General features: G+C 37.7%; 12 protein-coding genes and 5 tRNA genes. 8 read left to right on the top strand and 9 right to left on the bottom strand.

The genetic code is table 11. The features are described from left to right. Nucleotides 1–3: 3 nt before the first annotated feature. Both AABK36_RS04300 and AABK36_RS04305 read right to left on the bottom strand, forming a co-directional pair. Complete coding sequence (locus AABK36_RS04300; RefSeq protein WP_309937805.1) at nt 4–591, bottom strand: hypothetical protein; 588 nt, start codon at nt 589–591, stop codon at nt 4–6. Nucleotides 592–714: 123 nt separating this feature from the next. Then, a complete protein-coding gene (locus AABK36_RS04305; protein WP_309937806.1) occupies nt 715–3,357 on the bottom strand; it encodes a putative LPS assembly protein LptD in 2,643 nt (880 codons plus the stop codon). A gap of 169 nt (nt 3,358–3,526) precedes the next feature. On the opposite strand from AABK36_RS04305, the gene AABK36_RS04310 reads away from it, so the two are divergent. The 3 genes from AABK36_RS04310 to AABK36_RS04320 are packed head-to-tail and all read left to right on the top strand — an operon-like array spanning nt 3,527 to nt 6,095. Further along, complete coding sequence (locus AABK36_RS04310) at nt 3,527–4,315, top strand: N-acetylmuramoyl-L-alanine amidase family protein (RefSeq protein ID WP_309937807.1); 789 nt, start codon at nt 3,527–3,529, stop codon at nt 4,313–4,315. Nucleotides 4,316–4,321: 6 nt separating this feature from the next. Beyond that, nucleotides 4,322–5,218: an MlaD family protein gene (locus AABK36_RS04315; protein WP_309937808.1), complete on the top strand. Its 897-nt coding sequence runs from the start codon at nt 4,322–4,324 to the stop codon at nt 5,216–5,218. 22 nt (nt 5,219–5,240) lie between these two features. After that, nucleotides 5,241–6,095: a transglutaminase-like domain-containing protein gene (locus AABK36_RS04320; protein ID WP_309937810.1), complete on the top strand. Its 855-nt coding sequence runs from the start codon at nt 5,241–5,243 to the stop codon at nt 6,093–6,095. A 69-nt stretch (nt 6,096–6,164) separates the two neighbouring features. On the opposite strand, the gene AABK36_RS04325 is transcribed toward AABK36_RS04320, so the two are convergent. The 5 genes from AABK36_RS04325 to AABK36_RS04345 form a co-directional block, all read right to left on the bottom strand. Further along, nucleotides 6,165–6,246 (bottom strand) — tRNA-Leu (locus tag AABK36_RS04325). Nucleotides 6,247–6,264: 18 nt separating this feature from the next. Then, nucleotides 6,265–6,346, bottom strand: a tRNA-Leu gene (locus tag AABK36_RS04330). 28 nt (nt 6,347–6,374) lie between these two features. Further along, nucleotides 6,375–6,456 (bottom strand) — tRNA-Leu (locus tag AABK36_RS04335). Between the two features lie 19 nt (nt 6,457–6,475). Beyond that, nucleotides 6,476–6,557 (bottom strand) — tRNA-Leu (locus AABK36_RS04340). 18 nt (nt 6,558–6,575) lie between these two features. Then, nucleotides 6,576–6,657 (bottom strand) — tRNA-Leu (locus AABK36_RS04345). 440 nt (nt 6,658–7,097) lie between these two features. Here AABK36_RS04345 and AABK36_RS04350 point away from each other — a divergent pair. The 4 genes from AABK36_RS04350 to AABK36_RS04365 all read left to right on the top strand — a co-directional run bounded on the left by AABK36_RS04350 (nt 7,098) and on the right by AABK36_RS04365 (nt 11,588). Further along, nucleotides 7,098–9,308, top strand: coding sequence for a RelA/SpoT family protein (locus AABK36_RS04350; protein ID WP_309937811.1), 2,211 nt, complete (start codon nt 7,098–7,100; stop codon nt 9,306–9,308). Between the two features lie 167 nt (nt 9,309–9,475). Further along, nucleotides 9,476–9,955 carry a Fur family transcriptional regulator gene (locus tag AABK36_RS04355; protein WP_309937812.1) on the top strand — a complete coding sequence of 160 codons (480 nt, stop codon included), beginning with the start codon at nt 9,476–9,478 and terminating at the stop codon, nt 9,953–9,955. Continuing rightward, nucleotides 9,952–10,299 (top strand): STAS domain-containing protein, encoded by a 348-nt coding sequence (locus AABK36_RS04360; protein WP_309937814.1) that lies wholly within the window; start codon nt 9,952–9,954, stop codon nt 10,297–10,299. The genes AABK36_RS04355 and AABK36_RS04360 overlap by 4 nt, the downstream gene beginning before the upstream one ends. Next, a complete protein-coding gene (locus AABK36_RS04365) occupies nt 10,299–11,588 on the top strand; it encodes an adenylosuccinate synthase (protein ID WP_309937815.1) in 1,290 nt (429 codons plus the stop codon). Before AABK36_RS04360 ends, AABK36_RS04365 begins: the two co-directional genes overlap by 1 nt. Nucleotides 11,589–11,648: 60 nt before the next feature. On the opposite strand, the gene AABK36_RS04370 is transcribed toward AABK36_RS04365, so the two are convergent. Both AABK36_RS04370 and AABK36_RS04375 read right to left on the bottom strand, forming a co-directional pair. After that, nucleotides 11,649–13,088, bottom strand: coding sequence for a porin (locus AABK36_RS04370; RefSeq protein WP_309937816.1), 1,440 nt, complete (start codon nt 13,086–13,088; stop codon nt 11,649–11,651). Between the two features lie 43 nt (nt 13,089–13,131). Next, nucleotides 13,132–15,240, bottom strand: a complete 2,109-nt coding sequence (locus tag AABK36_RS04375; RefSeq protein WP_309937818.1) for a M48 family metalloprotease — start codon at nt 15,238–15,240, stop codon at nt 13,132–13,134. Nucleotides 15,241–15,579: 339 nt separating this feature from the next. On the opposite strand from AABK36_RS04375, the gene AABK36_RS04380 reads away from it, so the two are divergent. Next, on the top strand, nt 15,580–16,287 hold the full coding sequence (locus AABK36_RS04380) for a 3'-5' exonuclease family protein (protein ID WP_309937819.1): 708 nt from the start codon (nt 15,580–15,582) through the stop codon (nt 16,285–16,287). Nucleotides 16,288–16,374 lie beyond the last annotated feature (87 nt).

Consider the following 16,374-nt stretch of genomic DNA (forward strand, 5'->3'; position numbering starts at 1 on the left):
TCACTAAGGATTGTCTTTTGTGTTTTCAGAATCTATGCGCTGTTGGTTTTTAGCCAACAGCCATTTTATTAAAAGGCCAATTCCTACGCTGAAGAGTGTAATGAAATACAAACTTGTCATTGCGCTTTTTGCAATAGTGGTAAGATTGGTGAGTATGATAGATGTATTGCTTACTTCAGGATATGATCTTAATAGGTGTACGACTCCAAAGTTTTCAATGTAATCTAAAATACCAGCAAACACAGGAAACCAGCAGAATAAGTATAGTTTGCTTTGAGGGTGCGTAAGATATTTTAATAGAAAAGCTAATAGCAGGCTGTAAGATATTGCAAACAAAATAGGGTAGATAAAATCTAGGGGAATCTGTTCGTATAAGTACATTGATCTTCCTGTTTCGCCCAAAGCTGATAATAAATCTTTGGCGTATTGGACCGTATATCCAGCAGGCCTCATGTCGAAAATTTCCATCCCGCTAAGTTTGGTTAGTTTTGGGATCGTGATGTTCAGCATGATTGCGTAAACGAATTGCGTAAGAATGAAAGTGACTAATACCTTCTTTTTTGTAGCATTCTTGATGAAGATCTGGTTCATGGTTCTATGTTTGCCTCTTGCCAACAAATATATATAAATTATATAGATATCGTAAAGATCTGTTTATATAGGAACTTTAAATAGCTGAATAAAAAAGCCGCTTCTTAGAGCGGCTTTCTTTTGTTAATATTGATCTCTCCAAGAGTTCTGTCTGTTCAGTTTCAGATCTCTTAAAAGTGATGATTTCGCTTGAATTGTTAGACTGTAAGAGGTATATCGACCAAACGGAGTCCAATCGACTCTCATTTCCCAACAGTGAAGGTCTCTTAAGATACCTAAATTGGTTTGTGTAAATTCTCTTTGAACAAAGTCGTAACCAGAATTATATGTTATTTTCCATTTTTCAGTTAAACTTACGTCTCCATTGAAACGCATGGATGCTGTGATTTTAGAATCTTGAAAACCAGTTTTGTTATAGTTCATGTTCAGGTTTAAGCTCAAGTTCCAGGGGACATTCCAATCCACATATGTGTCCGGATGATTTATGAGGTAATCCAGTTCTGCTTGGTTGTCACCATACCTCAGCTCATTTTCATATCTTTTTGCTCGGTCGTCGGCTGACATTCCTTTTGGACTTAGTCGGGTGCTCAAGGCTAAGTTCCAAGATGATAACTGGCCAATACCTTGCCCTGCGTTCCACGCATATTGGCTTGTTCTTCTTTGCCTTACAGATACCTCGCCATTTGTACCTTCCGAAACATTTTCCAGCACATATACATATGGGTCAATCGTACCACTCCAGTTGATACTCAGCTTTTTATTAAATAAGCTAGTTCTGGCAACCAAACTAAAAGGCGAGAGGTTGAATGAATCCGCTGCGAAGTTGTAGTTTGTTGATATTGAAAAGTTCTCCAGTATAGGGACGATTTTAGCTTTGCCTGTGGTGTCGTTTTTGGAAAGCACTTTCATTTCCAATGTATTACTTATGCTGAAGGACATATTGGCTTGTTTTCCACTTGTAGGAGTTCCGTAAAGGAAGCCTTCGTATCTAGAGAGCCTCCTAGTATCCCCATTATTATTGACCTGAACATCTTGATAATAACCGTATCTATCAGCTCCGAAGTCAGGACTGAAACTCATACTGACAGTAGGCGCCATTACGTGTCTGATTGCCTGAATCTTTTCGCTTTTGAAATATGCGGTACCGTATAGTCTAGTATTTAGGTTGGCACCTCCATTGAATGAGTATACTCTTTGAAGACCGCCTAATGTGTCAATTCTAACAGCTCCGCTACCATCAGCCCCACCATTTTCTATCCAAGTGTAATCCAATTTCTTGAAGTAATGAATTTCATTCCAATTGAAGTTAGGACTTAATGTAAAGTACTTTAATATTTTGAAAGACGTTGAAACAGGTATTCTGTGTTGAAAACCATTTTGAGATCTTTTCCAAATTTCATCAAAATTTTCTGGAGTGAAATCAATTATCACTGAATCCATAGGATTTGGATTGTCTACAGGAAAGCTAGGACTGTTTACTCTATTGTTTGTCAATCTATTGCTCGCATTCATACTGTAGGTGAAGTTGATTTTTTCGTACCAAGTTTGTGCTGACTTTCCTTTCTTTTGAAATGGGTTGACCCTGTTCATGTTAAAACTTACTTGAGGAAAGGTAAGATCGATTACTCCTGTTGATACATTTTGGTTCAAGTTCGCGTTAGCTGAAAAGTTGAATAGCTTGCCTAAAGTTTTTGAGTATGATACCGCAGAACTAAAGTTTTGCGATAAGTTATTGTCAATGTCACTAGGGTTTTCTTGGTTGTATCTTGATGAACCAAAGTTCACACTCGCTGAAAATCTACCAGCTCCTGGCCTTGATTGCGGCGAATGCGTCCAACGAATCCAGTAGGAGTCCACCGTTGATTCTTGAGCTTCAGTGCCTTCGTCGTTATGATTGTATTGAAAGCTCCAGTTACCGCTGAAAGCATACCTTTTTCGATAGTTGGATCTCAAAGCCACACCCCAGCTACCTTTAGAGTATATCTCACCAGTAGCTGTCAGATCTATATAATCGTTGAAATGGAAGTAATAACCACCTTCTCTTAAGAAAAAACCTCTTCTGATTTCCTCTCCGAATGTCGGTATGATAATACCTGAAGATTTGTTATTGGGCATAGGGAAAAAACCAAAAGGAAGCCATAATGGCGTCGGAATATTCGCGATTTTCATATTGAATGGTCCCGAAATAAATTTCTTGCCCGGAATCATTTTGATCTTATTGGCGTCAATATGAAAGTGCGGTTCAGGAAGGTTGCAAGTAGTGTATTTGGCATGATCAACGAATGCTTCTCCGCTTTCTACTCTTTTAATCTTATCTCCATGTATATAACCTTCCCCTTCTTGAGTGACTACTCCTCGGATTATCGATTTTTGCGATTTGAAATTGTATTTGATCGTGTCCGTCTCATACAGGTGGCCGTCATCGGTGAACAGAGGCGTTCCGTATACTGTTCCCGTGGAATCTGTTGTTCCTGTAGCATCCACAACATTAGTGGAATAGTTTAATTTGATTCGATCAGCTTCGAGTTTGAATTTTCCGTAATTCACTTCTCCCTCTCCGTACATTGTTACAAATTGCGTCTTAAGATCTATTTTCAAAGAATCTGTAGACTTGTAGTCTATTTCAGTCTCAATATCACCAACGGGTTGCTGCACATTAATTAAGCTGTCATTTTCAGCGATAGCTGTAGTGTCGCCGGAAATTGCTAGACTTGCGCTGTCTTGAGTCGCAAGCTTAACAGCTGTAGTGTCAGTTGGGCTGATCAAAAGAGAATCCTTTTCAGATATATCATTATTTTGAGCATAATTCGGAAAAACTGTAACAAAATAAATGCAAAAGGTGCATATCAACTTTAAATAGCTCACTCTCAATTTTCGATTTTCAGAAAAATTCACAACTTTGCGTAAAGTTATGTCAATAACTTGTAACATACGAATGATTGTGAAAAATATTATCATATACAGTCTTTTAATTATAAGTTTAGTAGCCTTTTCTTTTACGCCTTTGGAGACGCACGACTATCGCGTCAAAAAGGTGGTGATTGACGCTGGGCATGGTGGTAAGGATACCGGAACATCAGGCGCTAATACACAGGAAAAGGATATTGTCTTAAAAATAGCCCTAAAGTTAGGGAAATTAATTAAAGAAAATCTAAAGGATGTCGAAGTTATTTATACTAGAACTTCAGATAAGTTTTTGACTCTGGAGAATAGAGCTAAAATGGCGAATAAAAACGGCGCAGACCTGTTTATTTCCATACATTGTAACAGTGAGCACACTAAGACGGTTAAAGGTGCAGAGACTTTTGTAATGGGGCTCCATACTTCTGAAGAGAACTTGGAAGTGGCAAAAAGAGAAAACAGTGTGGTTTTGCTCGAAGATGACTATCATGCTAAATATGCAGGGTATGATCCAAATTCGGATGAATCGCATATACTTTTTTCATTGTTTGCAAGTTCTTATCTGGAAAATAGTTTGAATTTGGCTCAGAAGATTCAATATCAGTTTAAGAATCGCGTGGGAAGAAGGAGCAGAGGCGTTAAGCAGGCTGGTTTTGTCGTTTTGTGGCAAACCTCTATGCCTAGTGTATTGGTGGAATGCGGGTTTCTAAGCAATAAATCTGAAGAGCAGTATTTGAACGATCCTTTGGGGCAAACTTATATCGCTTCAGGCCTATTTAGGGCTTTTAGAGATTATAAGGAAGAATTGGAATCTATAAACTAACGAAAAGTGAGTAAAGAATTTAAAGTAGGAATTTTTGGGATAGCGGCATTGGTCGTGTTTTATTTTGGGTTCAATTTTTTGAAAGGATCCGGCGTGCTATCTTCAATGAATCATTATTATGCTGTTTATGATAATGTTCAAGGACTTACAGCTTCTAATCCTGTGATTTACAAAGGGGTGGAAGTAGGTAGCGTGGAGAAAATCACATTAATGAAGGACCGCAAGATTTTGGTGGAGCTGAGCGTGAAAAAAGGGTTGGCGCTTGACGTGAATACTGTTGCGGATTTAACATCAATGGGTATTATGGGTAATAAAGGAGTTGTGTTGAAAGAAATGGAGCTTTATTCAGGTCATGTCTTGCATAATGGAGATACGCTTCAATCAGCAATGGAAGAAGATATTACCGAAGTTTTGAAAAAAGCGGCAATGCCTTTGGCTGCCAAAGTTGATTCTTTATTGTTGGACTTCAATGGTACTGGAACCTCTATAAAGCAGACGCTTGCTTCGTTTAAGAAAACGTCTGATGACTTGGATATGGTGATGTTGAATAATCAGAGAGAGCTTAGCTCTGCTATCTCGAACTTTAATCAGCTAGCAATGAAGTTGAATCATACTATGGATAGCCTTCAGCCTGTGGTTAGCAACTTTGGAGAAGTTTCGGAAGATTTGAAAAATGAATTGCCGCAAACTTTGGAGAATGCTTCAAAATTGATGAAGAACATGAATCAAACATTGGCTAAAATCAATGAAGGGCAAGGAACTATAGGCAAGTTTGTGAATAATGATTCGCTTTACAATAATTTGAACAAGTCAATGGTTAGCTTGGATTCATTGCTTATAGACTTGAGAGAGCACCCGAAACGCTATGTGCATTTTTCAGTTTTTGGGAAAAAAGACAAGTAATCTCCAGTGAAACTAGCATGACATGATTATGAACGATGAAGCATCTAATGAATTCAAAGCTTTAGTAAGTTTGCTGGATGATCCGGACGAAGAGGTTAGCCAGATCGTTGAGATGAAGCTAATCGCAATGGGGCTTGAAAGTATTCCCTTGCTGGAGAAAGAATGGGAGGGTAGTGACAGTAGTTTGATTCAGGGCAAGATAGAAGAGATTATCGATCACTTGTACTTTCAGTCTTTGAAGAAAGATTTATTGTATTGGAATGAATTCGAAAGTGATGATTTGCTGAAAGGGATGTGGCTGGTGGCCAGATTCAACCATCCGGAGTTGAGCTATGAAAGTTTGAATGCGTCATTTTCGCAGTTGTATCATGAAGCTTGGGCTGGATTTTCCACTGACTTGCATCCTTATGATCAAGTGAAAAGATTGAACGGCTTTTTGTTTGGCTTGAAAAAATTCAAGGCTAATAATCAGGAATTTCACGCGGTTTCTAATTCGATGATTAACGAGGTGTTGGAAAGCAAGAAAGGAAACCCTATTACGCTTTGTGTCATTTATTTATTGATAGCGAAAAAGTTAGGAATGCCTGTGTTTGGCGTGAATTTGCCAAATTTATTCATATTGTTGTATAGAGATGATAAGTATGATTTTTATATCAATGCCTTCAATAAAGGATTGATTTTTTCGAAAGGTGATATTGAAGCGTATATTTCTCAGCTGAAGACTGAGTTCAAAGAAAGTTATTTTTCTCCATGCAGTAATAAGCAAATCGTTCAAAGGTGTTTAAGGAATTTGATTACGTCCTATACGAAATTGGGGGATGAAAAATATCGAGATAAAGCAAGCGACTTATTGAAAGTATTAGAAGCAGCGCCTTAGAGATAAGGTGCTTTTTTATTTCTAGAAATTAGATGTCGGAAAGTCTTACTGGATGTATGATGATGTGAGTGCGGATAGAGGGAGTCGAACCCCCACGCCTTGCGGCACTAGATCCTAAGTCTAGCGCGTCTACCAATTCCGCCATATCCGCTGGTAGTTTTTTTTGTAGTGCGGGCGGAGGGAGTCGAACCCCCACGCCTTGCGGCACTAGATCCTAAGTCTAGCGCGTCTACCAATTCCGCCACGCCCGCTTGTAGTCCATTATAAAGAATAAATAAGTGCGGATAGAGGGAGTCGAACCCCCACGCCTTGCGGCACTAGATCCTAAGTCTAGCGCGTCTACCAATTCCGCCATATCCGCCGGTAGTCTTTTTTCGAAGTGCGGGCGGAGGGAGTCGAACCCCCACGCCTTGCGGCACTAGATCCTAAGTCTAACGCGTCTACCAATTCCGCCACGCCCGCAAATTTGATCTCTTAGTGTGCGGATAGAGGGAGTCGAACCCCCACGCCTTGCGGCACTAGATCCTAAGTCTAGCGCGTCTACCAATTCCGCCATATCCGCCTAATGATCGTTTCTTCGATTTGGGAGTGCAAAACTGCGGTTTATTTTTTAATTCACCAACACTTTTGTTGTTTTTTTTGAAATAAAAAAAATGGTGAGTTTTAATCGATTGTTTTCGAGTGGTTTATGATATCTTAATGTTGTTAATTCCTGTTTTTTGAGTGAGGACGCGCAACTTTGAAGTTGCGGAAATTAATGAGCGAAAAAAGCATAGAGGTGTTTTGTTAAACAATCTTTTTTATTTTCGAAAAAAATTTTACCTTACTATTTGTAATCTTGGATTCGTAGTTATAGAGAATGGAGAAAAAATTCAATAACTTAATCCATTGGTTTTGTATTCATTAAGCATAAGCTGGCTGGTATTTAAAAAAGGCGAGTTAGTCAGTAAATGTTGTCGAAGCAATCCAAATTAGTTAGCCCAAAATATCGCAATAAATTATATGGTGGAAATAGATACAGCAGAAGAGAATAAGGAAATAGCCAGAAGATATAGACACTTGTTGAAGCAGGCGCAGCCTTACCTGCAAGATGATGACGCTTCAATCATACGTAAGGCTTTTAACGTAGCTCTTGAGGCGCATAAGGACATGAGACGCAAGTCCGGAGAGCCATATATATACCACCCCATAGAAGTGGCTAGGATATGCGTGGATGAGATTGGCTTAGGAACAACTTCGATAGTGGCAGCATTGCTTCATGACGTAGTGGAGGATACCGATATTACGTTGAAAGAAATCGAGGAGTTGTTTGGTCCTAAAGTGGCTCAGATCATTGACGGATTGACTAAAATTTCTGGTGTCTTTGAGAAGGGAACTTCGCAGCAAGCCGAGAATTTTCGAAAAATGCTCTTGACATTGTCGGAAGATTTGAGGGTGATTCTTATCAAGTTGGCTGATAGGTTGCACAATATGAGGACTCTGAACAGCATGCCAAGAAACAAGCAGCTGAAAATAGCTTCTGAGACAATATACTTGTATGCTCCACTGGCGCACAGGTTAGGACTTTATGCGATTAAGTCAGAGCTTGAAGATTTGTGGCTTAAGTACTCCAATTACAATGTTTATAAGGAGATCGCCAATAAGATCAATGAAACCAAAAGAGCTCGCGGCACATTTATAAAAAGCTTTATCGAGCCGATAAAAAAAGAACTTGATGAGAATAACCTGAAATACGAAATCAAGGGAAGACCAAAGTCGATACATTCTATTTGGAATAAAATGCGCGCGCAGAATGTTCCTTTTGAAGAAATATATGACTTATTCGCGATTCGTATAATTTTAGACTGTCCATTTGAGATAGAAAAAGCAATTTGTTGGCAGGTTTACTCGATCGTGACGGATTATTACAAACCTAATCCGGATAGATTAAGAGATTGGATTAGTACATCCAAAGCAAATGGATACGAGTCGCTTCATACGACAGTCATGAGCAAGTCTGGCAAATGGGTGGAAGTGCAGATCAGAACTCGAAGAATGGATGAAATTGCTGAGAAAGGCTATGCAGCCCATTGGAAGTACAAAGAGAAGACAAACAAATCATCGTCTTTGGACGAGTGGGTTGCGAAAATCAGGGATATGATGACGGAGAGCGATGCCACTGCTTTGGAGTTTGTTGATGAGTTTAAGTCCAATTTATATAATGACGAAGTATTTGTTTTTACTCCAAAAGGGGATCTGAAGATTTTGCCTAAAGATTCGACAGCTTTGGATTTCGCTTTTGACATACATACGGAAGTTGGCGCCAAATGTATCGGGGCTAAAGTGAGTCAAAAGCTTGTGCCATTGAATTATAAGTTGAAAAATGGAGATCAAGTTGAAATCATTACTTCCAATAAGCAAAAACCAGCGGAAGGTTGGTTGGGGTATGTTGTGACTTCAAAGGCTAGAGCCAGAATCAGGGAATCATTGCAAGAGGAGAAGAAGATAAGATCGGAAGAGGGACGTGAGATTGTCTTGAGGAAACTTAAGCAAATGAAAATAGAGCCTTCTTCGGATATTTGGCATGAGATAAGATCTTTTTTCAATGAAAAGAATCAAATGGACTTTTTGTCCAAGATTGCCACTGGCGAGATCGACTCTAAGGAATTAAAGAGGTTCAAGGAGAAAAAAGAATCCTTGAAGCAGAAGAAAACCGGAAACGCTCCTGATGCGAAAAGCTTTGAGAAAGAACTGAAAAATGTCAAGGGCGAGGAGCATGATGTCTTGCTGATAGGGGAAGATATGGATGTAGTCGAGTACACGATTGCACAATGTTGCAAACCGATACCCGGCGACGAGGTTTTTGGTTTTGTGACGGTGAGTGAAGGGATAAAAATTCACCGAACAAACTGTCCTAATGCCGTGGAATTGATGTCGAATCACGGGCACAGAGTAATCAAGGCTGGTTGGGCTTCAAAAAAACAGACGAGATTTGTAGCATCGATGCTTGTGATCGGTACGGATAGAGTCGGTTTGATCAGTGATATTACCAAAGTGATTTCAGAGCAAATGAAGGTCAATGTCCGTTCGATGAGCATTTCCTCAGAGGATGGGATTTTTGAAGGCAAGATCCAACTGTTTATCAGTGACACCGATCATTTGAACGATTTGATTAAGTTGATTAGAAAAGTTCCAGATATCATTAAAGTGCATAGAATAGAAGATAAAGATTAATTTTCAAATAAAATTGACCATTATCAGGCTTCTATGGGCAGATAGTTATATATTTGCAGTGGCATGAAGGTGATTAGGGCTTTGTAATAATAAAAAATAAAGAATCCTGCATTTTAGACTATTAGATCAGAGAAATGCGGGATTAATTTTGCGAGGGTATTTAAAATATGTCATCGGACAATCAAACATTCGAAAAAGTAAGAAAGATTTTCACGGCTTATCTTGAAAATAAAGGCTTGAGAAAAACGCCAGAGAGATTTGCAATCATCGAGGAAATCTATTCCCGCGACGACCATTTTGATGTGGAGGAGCTCTACATCAGTATGAAAAATAAAAATTACAGGGTTTCAAGAGCCACAGTGTACAATACGCTGGATTTGCTAGTTGAGTGCGATTTGGTAAGCAAGCATCAATTTGGCAGGAATCAGGCTCAATATGAAAAATCGTATGGTTTCAAGCAACATGATCACTTGATTTGCACGGAGTGCCATAAGGTTATTGAGTTTTGCGACCCGAGAATTCATCAAATACAATCCATGGTAGGTGAGATGTTTAATTTTAAGATTCTTCATCATTCGTTGAATCTTTATGGAGTTTGTGCGGATTGTCAAACTAAGGATAAGACAATTAATAGAATAACCTCATGAAATACACTCAGGAAATAGTTGATGAAATTATGGTATTGAGATTATCCGGGGATCTTATAGGTCAGGATAATGGGCCAGAACTTATGGACAAGCTGAATGATGCGATTAATGAAGGTTGCAAGCGTTGTGTCATAGATATAACTGATGTGAGATATATCAATAGCTCTGGTTTGGGAGTATTGATAACTGTTCTGACGAAGTTCAGAAATATTAATGGAGAAATAGTTTTGTTGAAGCCTTCTGAAAGTGTGCAGAAGTTGTTGATTGTAACGAAGTTGAACTCCATATTTACAATAAAGGAAGAAGAAAAAGAAGCAGTAGAGTTTTTGAAAAATATACAATAATGAGCGTAGATATTTTATTAGGCCTGCAGTGGGGCGATGAAGGTAAAGGTAAAATTGTGGATTATCTTGCTCCTAAGTATGACAACGTGGCCCGTTTTCAGGGTGGGCCAAATGCCGGTCACACTTTGGAATTCGATGGTATCAAGCATGTGTTGCACCAAATTCCTTCAGGAATATTTCGTCCAAATGCTAAGAATTTGATTGGTAACGGAGTGGTGTTGGATTTGGTGATCTTCAAGCGTGAAGTGGAAGGCTTGGAGCAATACAATGTGAATTTCGGCAATTTGCAGATTTCCAAAAAAACACAGCTAATCTTGCCTACGCATAGACTTTTGGATGCTGCGTATGAAAAAGCTAAAGGCGATAAGAAAATAGGATCTACGCTTAAAGGCATTGGACCTACATACCAAGACAAGATAGGTAGAGTTGGATTGAGAGTTGGGGATATTGTATTGGATAACTTCAAGGACAAATACAATCAACTAGTAGCTAAGCATCAATTAGTTCTTGACGAGCATCAGATTGAATACAATTTGGATGAGTTGAATGCAGAGTTTTTCACAGCAGTTGAGTTTGTCAAGTCTAAATTCAATATTGTTGATGGTGAGTATGAAATCAATCAAGCGATTAGCTCGAACGAAACAGTTTTAGCTGAAGGAGCTCAAGGTTCTTTGTTGGATATTGATTTTGGGAGTTATCCATTCGTTACGAGCTCTAACACGACAGCCGCGGGGGTTTGTTCAGGTTTGGGCGTAGCACCGAGAAATATTGGCGAGGTATACGGAATTTTCAAGGCGTACTGCACTAGAGTTGGTTCTGGTCCATTCCCAACTGAGCTTTTTGACGAGATTGGCAAAAAGATTCAAAAAGAAGGAAATGAGTTCGGAGCGACTACAGGTAGGGAAAGAAGATGCGGATGGTTGGATTTGCCAGCTTTGAAATACGCATGCATGATCAATGGCGTGACTCAGCTATTTATGATGAAAGCTGATGTGTTGAATATCTTTGAGGAGATCAAAGTTTGCACGCATTATGAATTGGAGAATGGAGAAAATACGGATGTATTGCCATTTGATATTTCTGTGCCAATCAAACCAGTTTATCAAACATTGAAAGGTTGGAATCAGAGCTTGGAAGGAATTGATACTTATGATGGCTTCCCTCAAGAATTGAAGGACTATGTGGATTTTATTGAAAAAGAAGTTGGTGTGAAAATCAATATTGTTTCAGTAGGCCCGGATAGAGTTCAAACTATCGTAAGAGAAGAAATTCAAATCGGTAGCAAATAAGTATTAGATATTTAAATATATGCATTAAAAGGCTGTGAATTTATTCACAGCCTTTTTTGTTTAAAAGTAGAATTGCATTCTCGCTCTGACAATGTGCATTTCGTATTTTGAGTCATCAATTAACTGTTGAGCTTCGCTATTGGGAACTTGAGTGTCGTTGTTGTTAATAAAAATCTTGTAATCTATGTTTTCTTTTAATTGGATGTATTCATATCCGACAGAAAACCTTAAATGATTTTCAATTACTTGATAATTGACCGTTGCATTAAGTTGATGAGCTTTATTAAAATTGGAGGTTTCTAGTCTGCTGGGTTCATTAGGTATAATATCTCTTATGAAGCCGCTGGAGAAGCCAGCGCCTCCAGTATCCAAGTTTGAGTATCTCAAGACAGGCTCGATGCCTGAGCGAGTGAGGTATGACGCTATGATTGTGTAGCCTGTGCTGTAAGCTGTTGGCGCGTTTAAAGCTCTATCCGGAGCTTGGTTGTCAGTAAAGCCTCCATCGATGAATTGGCCTTTGGAAGCTTCTCCGAAGAATGCTTCACCGAATACTCTTAATCCATCCCATTTTGCTTCTAAATATGGATTTAGAGCGGATAGCCTGCTGTATCTTTGCTCTTCGATTGGAAAGTATGCTACACCTTGAGGAATCAGTGCGTAGTTAAGTCCAAAATTTAGGCTTTTATTTTCCCAAGAGTTGTCATATCCCAATCCAAAGTAATAATACATTCTGCTAACTTCGCTTCCTCTGGATTTTCTAAAAGGGTCAAAAGCTTCTGAAGTAATGGCCAAATAGTATTTCAAGCCTTGCAAGGCTTTGTTTAGCTTTCCATCCCAATACAAGCCTGTATGTCTATTGCCTATCCCCAATGGTGTACATACATAGCCAGGAGGGCGTCCTTCCTCTGTCCAGTTTGTAGCTTGGTTGAAATAATTATTAGCAATCGATCGCTCTATGTTTTTAATTTTGAAAGGAGGAGTATGCTCTTCCACACCAAAATAAACTTTTCGATACCCCAATTCCAGTCTTCCTTCCAATAATCCATGATCGAATTTTTTTCCAAAATACCCGTAATCGATATAGTCTCTGTTGACACCATAGCTCGTTTGGTTTTGTCCAAGGTCCAGAGCAAACATGATGTGCATGTAAATGTCATAAGGCATTTTAATATCCATTCCGATTCGAGCTCTTCTAATAGCGAAATTGCTGTTGTATTTCGGTTTTCTGTTATTAGGTTGAAGAAAATATCTAGTGCCTTCTGATTTGTTTTCGTCGTATCCAACCAAATATTCCCTATTGTCTAGCGGGTTGATGTAATTGTATTGGATTCCCAACATACCTTTTAAGTCGATAGAAACTTTCTTTGATTCGTCATTATCAAGTTGAAACTCGAATCCAATTATATTTTCTTTGTCCAGCGACTCAATATGTTCACTCTGAGAGAATACTTCTAATGGAATAATTTGCATTAAAATGCAAAATAGTATAATTAGCCTCATATGAAATGTTTTTTTATTTCAACATGAGGCTAAGGTTTAAGTTTTATTTATTCTCGATTTCTTTGACTTTTTCTTTGATATTTAGATCGTTTAAATAAGTGATCAAATCTTGAAAAGCAAGTTCGTTTAATTCCTGAACTTTTAAAGATGTATTGTTGATATTTTCAATCAATTGCTCAGTGTCTTTAGCTTTGAATGTAATGGAAATATCAGTTTCGTTTAAGCCTTCGTTTATAAACTTAGAGTAATTTTTTTCCGCCATTCTTTTTGCAACGAAATCAGTATTTATAGCCACATCCTTGCTGTTGTTGAGCGCCATTCGAAATATGGTATTTATTTCAACGATCTCTTGATTGATTTCCATGCGTTCGCTATCATCCATTTCATCGTTGTAAGCCATCATTTCCAATGCTGATTCTAGACGATTTTGAATGGAGATATAGCGATCTGATTCTTTATCCAAAGCATAATAAGTAAGATACTTTTCAATGAGTTGGTCTTCCATTCCAAACTGCATGCTCTGCTTGAAGCTGTAAAGAAATGCTTGCTCTTCAAGTTTTTTCATTTTTTTATGGCCATCGTGAATTTCTTCTTCAAGTATACCAATGATTTCATCTGCTTGGTTAGAATGAAAGACAACATTGTCAAATTTAAAATTACATATTGATTTATAGCTGTTTTTGATCCAATATAGCTTTTTTAGATCTTTTAGATTTTGTCTATATCGCTTGAATTCTTTTTGGTTGTCTGCATTAAAGATTTGATCGAATTTCAAATCAAAATCATCCACATAGGCTAGTGAGCCCCATATGTCTATCTTTTCTAGTTTTCTATCGCTGAAAAAGCCATGGAATGAATTAAGCTTATCATTCATGTCTTTGTCTTTATTGATCCACTGATGAAATTCTTGAGAATTGATTGCTCTAAGATCATGTATGTCCGGGTACTGAGAAGCGTAATATATTTCTGTTAAGAGTTTTTGAAGCTCAAGCTCGTTGGAGAAAAGCATCCAAGCTGGATTCAGTGAGGCTTTTTTGTCGGATTTGTTTTTAGAATTAACATCTAAGATATTCATTTCCCTTTCTGAAAGCATAGGGTGAGTGCTCATAGGATCTTCAAAAATTATTCTGCTCCCTCTGTTCTCAAAGTAGTCATTAGTGATTATTGGTAATTTCAAGTTATCAAAGGATAAATTGTTTTTATCGATCAATAATGAAGTCATTTCGGATTGATACTCATAGATGTTTGAGACTTTGCAATAGGCTTCGGTTAGTTCGTCTATTCCTGTTCTGGAAAGGTTATAAGCCAGATGTCCAAATTCGATTCTTCGTAAGGCGGAAATCATAGTATCAGTGTCAGTAATACGAGTCGCAATATTGTCGGCTTTGAATTCCAGATCCCTAGCCAGGATGTTATATTCTTTGTTTAGAGAGTTGTAAATATTATTGAAAATTTTTCGTTCTTGATTCATTAAAAATTTCAGAATAACAATCAAAGACCCGAAGAACACCTTATCAATATGTTTTTTGATTGCTTTGTCTATGAAGTTGTTTTGATCATGAACAATATGGAAAATATATTGATTTGCCGAAGTGACCATTTTGCCGAGCATCATCTCTTTTTGAGAAAAGTGCGCTAATTCGTGCGCAATGACAGCTTCTAATTCTTTTTCATTCAAAGAGTTGATTAGCGCTCCTCCAATCATTAACTCTTTTGGATTGCTTGTAAAAGGAAAAATACTTTGCTCTTTAAAGAAAACGCCAGCATTGGAGTCTGGAATAAGATATATGGTATGAGGAGGTCTGATTTTCAGGGAATCTGAAATTTTATTGATGATAGCGAAGAGTTTTGGATGCTTATCGGGTTGTATTTTTATATTTTGGTCATTTTCTATTTTATTATGTTTTTTGAAATGCCTGATGGTGAATAATAATAAAATTACAGAAAGGCCCAAAAGTCCAAAACTGATAAGCAAAGTAAGCAAGTTGAAGTGCTCTGCTATTAGAGTGAATGCTAAGTACACTAGGTAAGCGCCAAGAGAAAAACTGCCTGCAAGGACAATTGTATATATGCAAAGGAAGAATATTAACCACAATGATACTTTGATGATCGAATTTGGGGTGTTGTATTGAGTTGTCTTTGATTCTTTCATTTGGTCGATTGTGTTGTTGCTATTTGCTGTACAGTTCTAACGCAATAGACCATAACTCCCCAACTCGTGATTGCCTCCTTATCTTGCGTAAGGTTTTTGTCGAAATAGCATGATTTTGCAAACTTCATGCAACTTGAAATTCAGGCTTTAATCAATGAAATGCGTGAATTTAGCATCGTATTTTTTATCACCTAAAAAAGTATAACAAAGGATTTTTAAAAATGTTTTTTTTGAGTGAATTTTACTTATGTAATAAAAAATGCAAAAGAGATCTTTTTTGAAGCGAATTTTCCATAGGTGTCGCTTAATTTTTGGTTTATGCTTGAAAAGCCGACCTTTATGCAAAATTTGAATCAACTTCTTTTTATTTCGATTGCAACAATTCCTCAATTTGAAAATTACAAAAAACTTCCAAGCTCTTCGCAAAGGCTATGGCTTGAAAAATCCGACAATTTGAAATCTTCGTCTTCATTAAGCAAAGAGCATTTGTATCGAAAGAAAGCGGGAATTTATGCAGAGTTTGGAAGAATAGCAATGATTGCATTGGGTATTGTGAAAGATAATTCCTTAATAATAAGAACGTTTGAAAATGAAGATGAAAAAAAGTTGATTAAGGAATTATTTGAGATTATTGATAAAAAATTCAACTCCGAGGCATTAAAATTTTGTTCCCATAATGGAAAAGAGTTTACTTATCCCTATATTTGCAGACGAAGCCTCTCGAATGACTTGGAACTCCCCAAGTGTCTCATGTTAAACCAGTACAAGTCTTGGAACCATCCGCATTTTGATACTCTGGATGGGTGGAAATTTGGCGATTACAAAGGATATACTTCTATCCATGCTTTGGCCAATGCGTTGGGAATACCTGTGAAATTCGTTTTGAAAGAGAATGAAACCATAGGAGATGTATATTATGTGCATAAGGATATGAATAAGATATCTGATCATTTGGCAAATGATATCTCTTTATGCGCGCAAACGTTTTTGAAAATGAATAAGCTCCCTTTGATTGATGAGAAAAATATCGATTATGCAAAGCGTTGAACTTTGCGTGTAGTAATGGGAGATTTTTTACGCTTGATCCAATTGAGGAAAATAGCGAAACTAACACTTAAATTTTAGACGGAAGCG

Source organism: Aureibacter tunicatorum, from assembly GCF_036492635.1.
Lineage (GTDB): Bacteria > Bacteroidota > Bacteroidia > Cytophagales > Cyclobacteriaceae > Aureibacter > Aureibacter tunicatorum.

Bases quoted from the DNA above. Each gene is read 5' to 3' on its own strand.
- AABK36_RS04355 (WP_309937812.1), top strand. From the start codon at position 9,476: ATGTCATCGGACAATCAAACATTCGAAAAAGTAAGAAAGATTTTCACG.
- AABK36_RS04350 (WP_309937811.1), top strand. From the start codon at position 7,098: ATGGTGGAAATAGATACAGCAGAAGAGAATAAGGAAATAGCCAGAAGA.
- AABK36_RS04380 (WP_309937819.1), top strand. From the start codon at position 15,580: ATGCAAAATTTGAATCAACTTCTTTTTATTTCGATTGCAACAATTCCT.
- AABK36_RS04320 (WP_309937810.1), top strand. From the start codon at position 5,241: ATGATTATGAACGATGAAGCATCTAATGAATTCAAAGCTTTAGTAAGT.
- AABK36_RS04375 (WP_309937818.1), bottom strand. From the start codon at position 15,240: ATGAAAGAATCAAAGACAACTCAATACAACACCCCAAATTCGATCATC.
- AABK36_RS04360 (WP_309937814.1), top strand. From the start codon at position 9,952: ATGAAATACACTCAGGAAATAGTTGATGAAATTATGGTATTGAGATTA.
- AABK36_RS04365 (WP_309937815.1), top strand. From the start codon at position 10,299: ATGAGCGTAGATATTTTATTAGGCCTGCAGTGGGGCGATGAAGGTAAA.
- AABK36_RS04310 (WP_309937807.1), top strand. From the start codon at position 3,527: ATGATTGTGAAAAATATTATCATATACAGTCTTTTAATTATAAGTTTA.
- AABK36_RS04370 (WP_309937816.1), bottom strand. From the start codon at position 13,088: ATGAGGCTAATTATACTATTTTGCATTTTAATGCAAATTATTCCATTA.
- AABK36_RS04300 (WP_309937805.1), bottom strand. From the start codon at position 591: ATGAACCAGATCTTCATCAAGAATGCTACAAAAAAGAAGGTATTAGTC.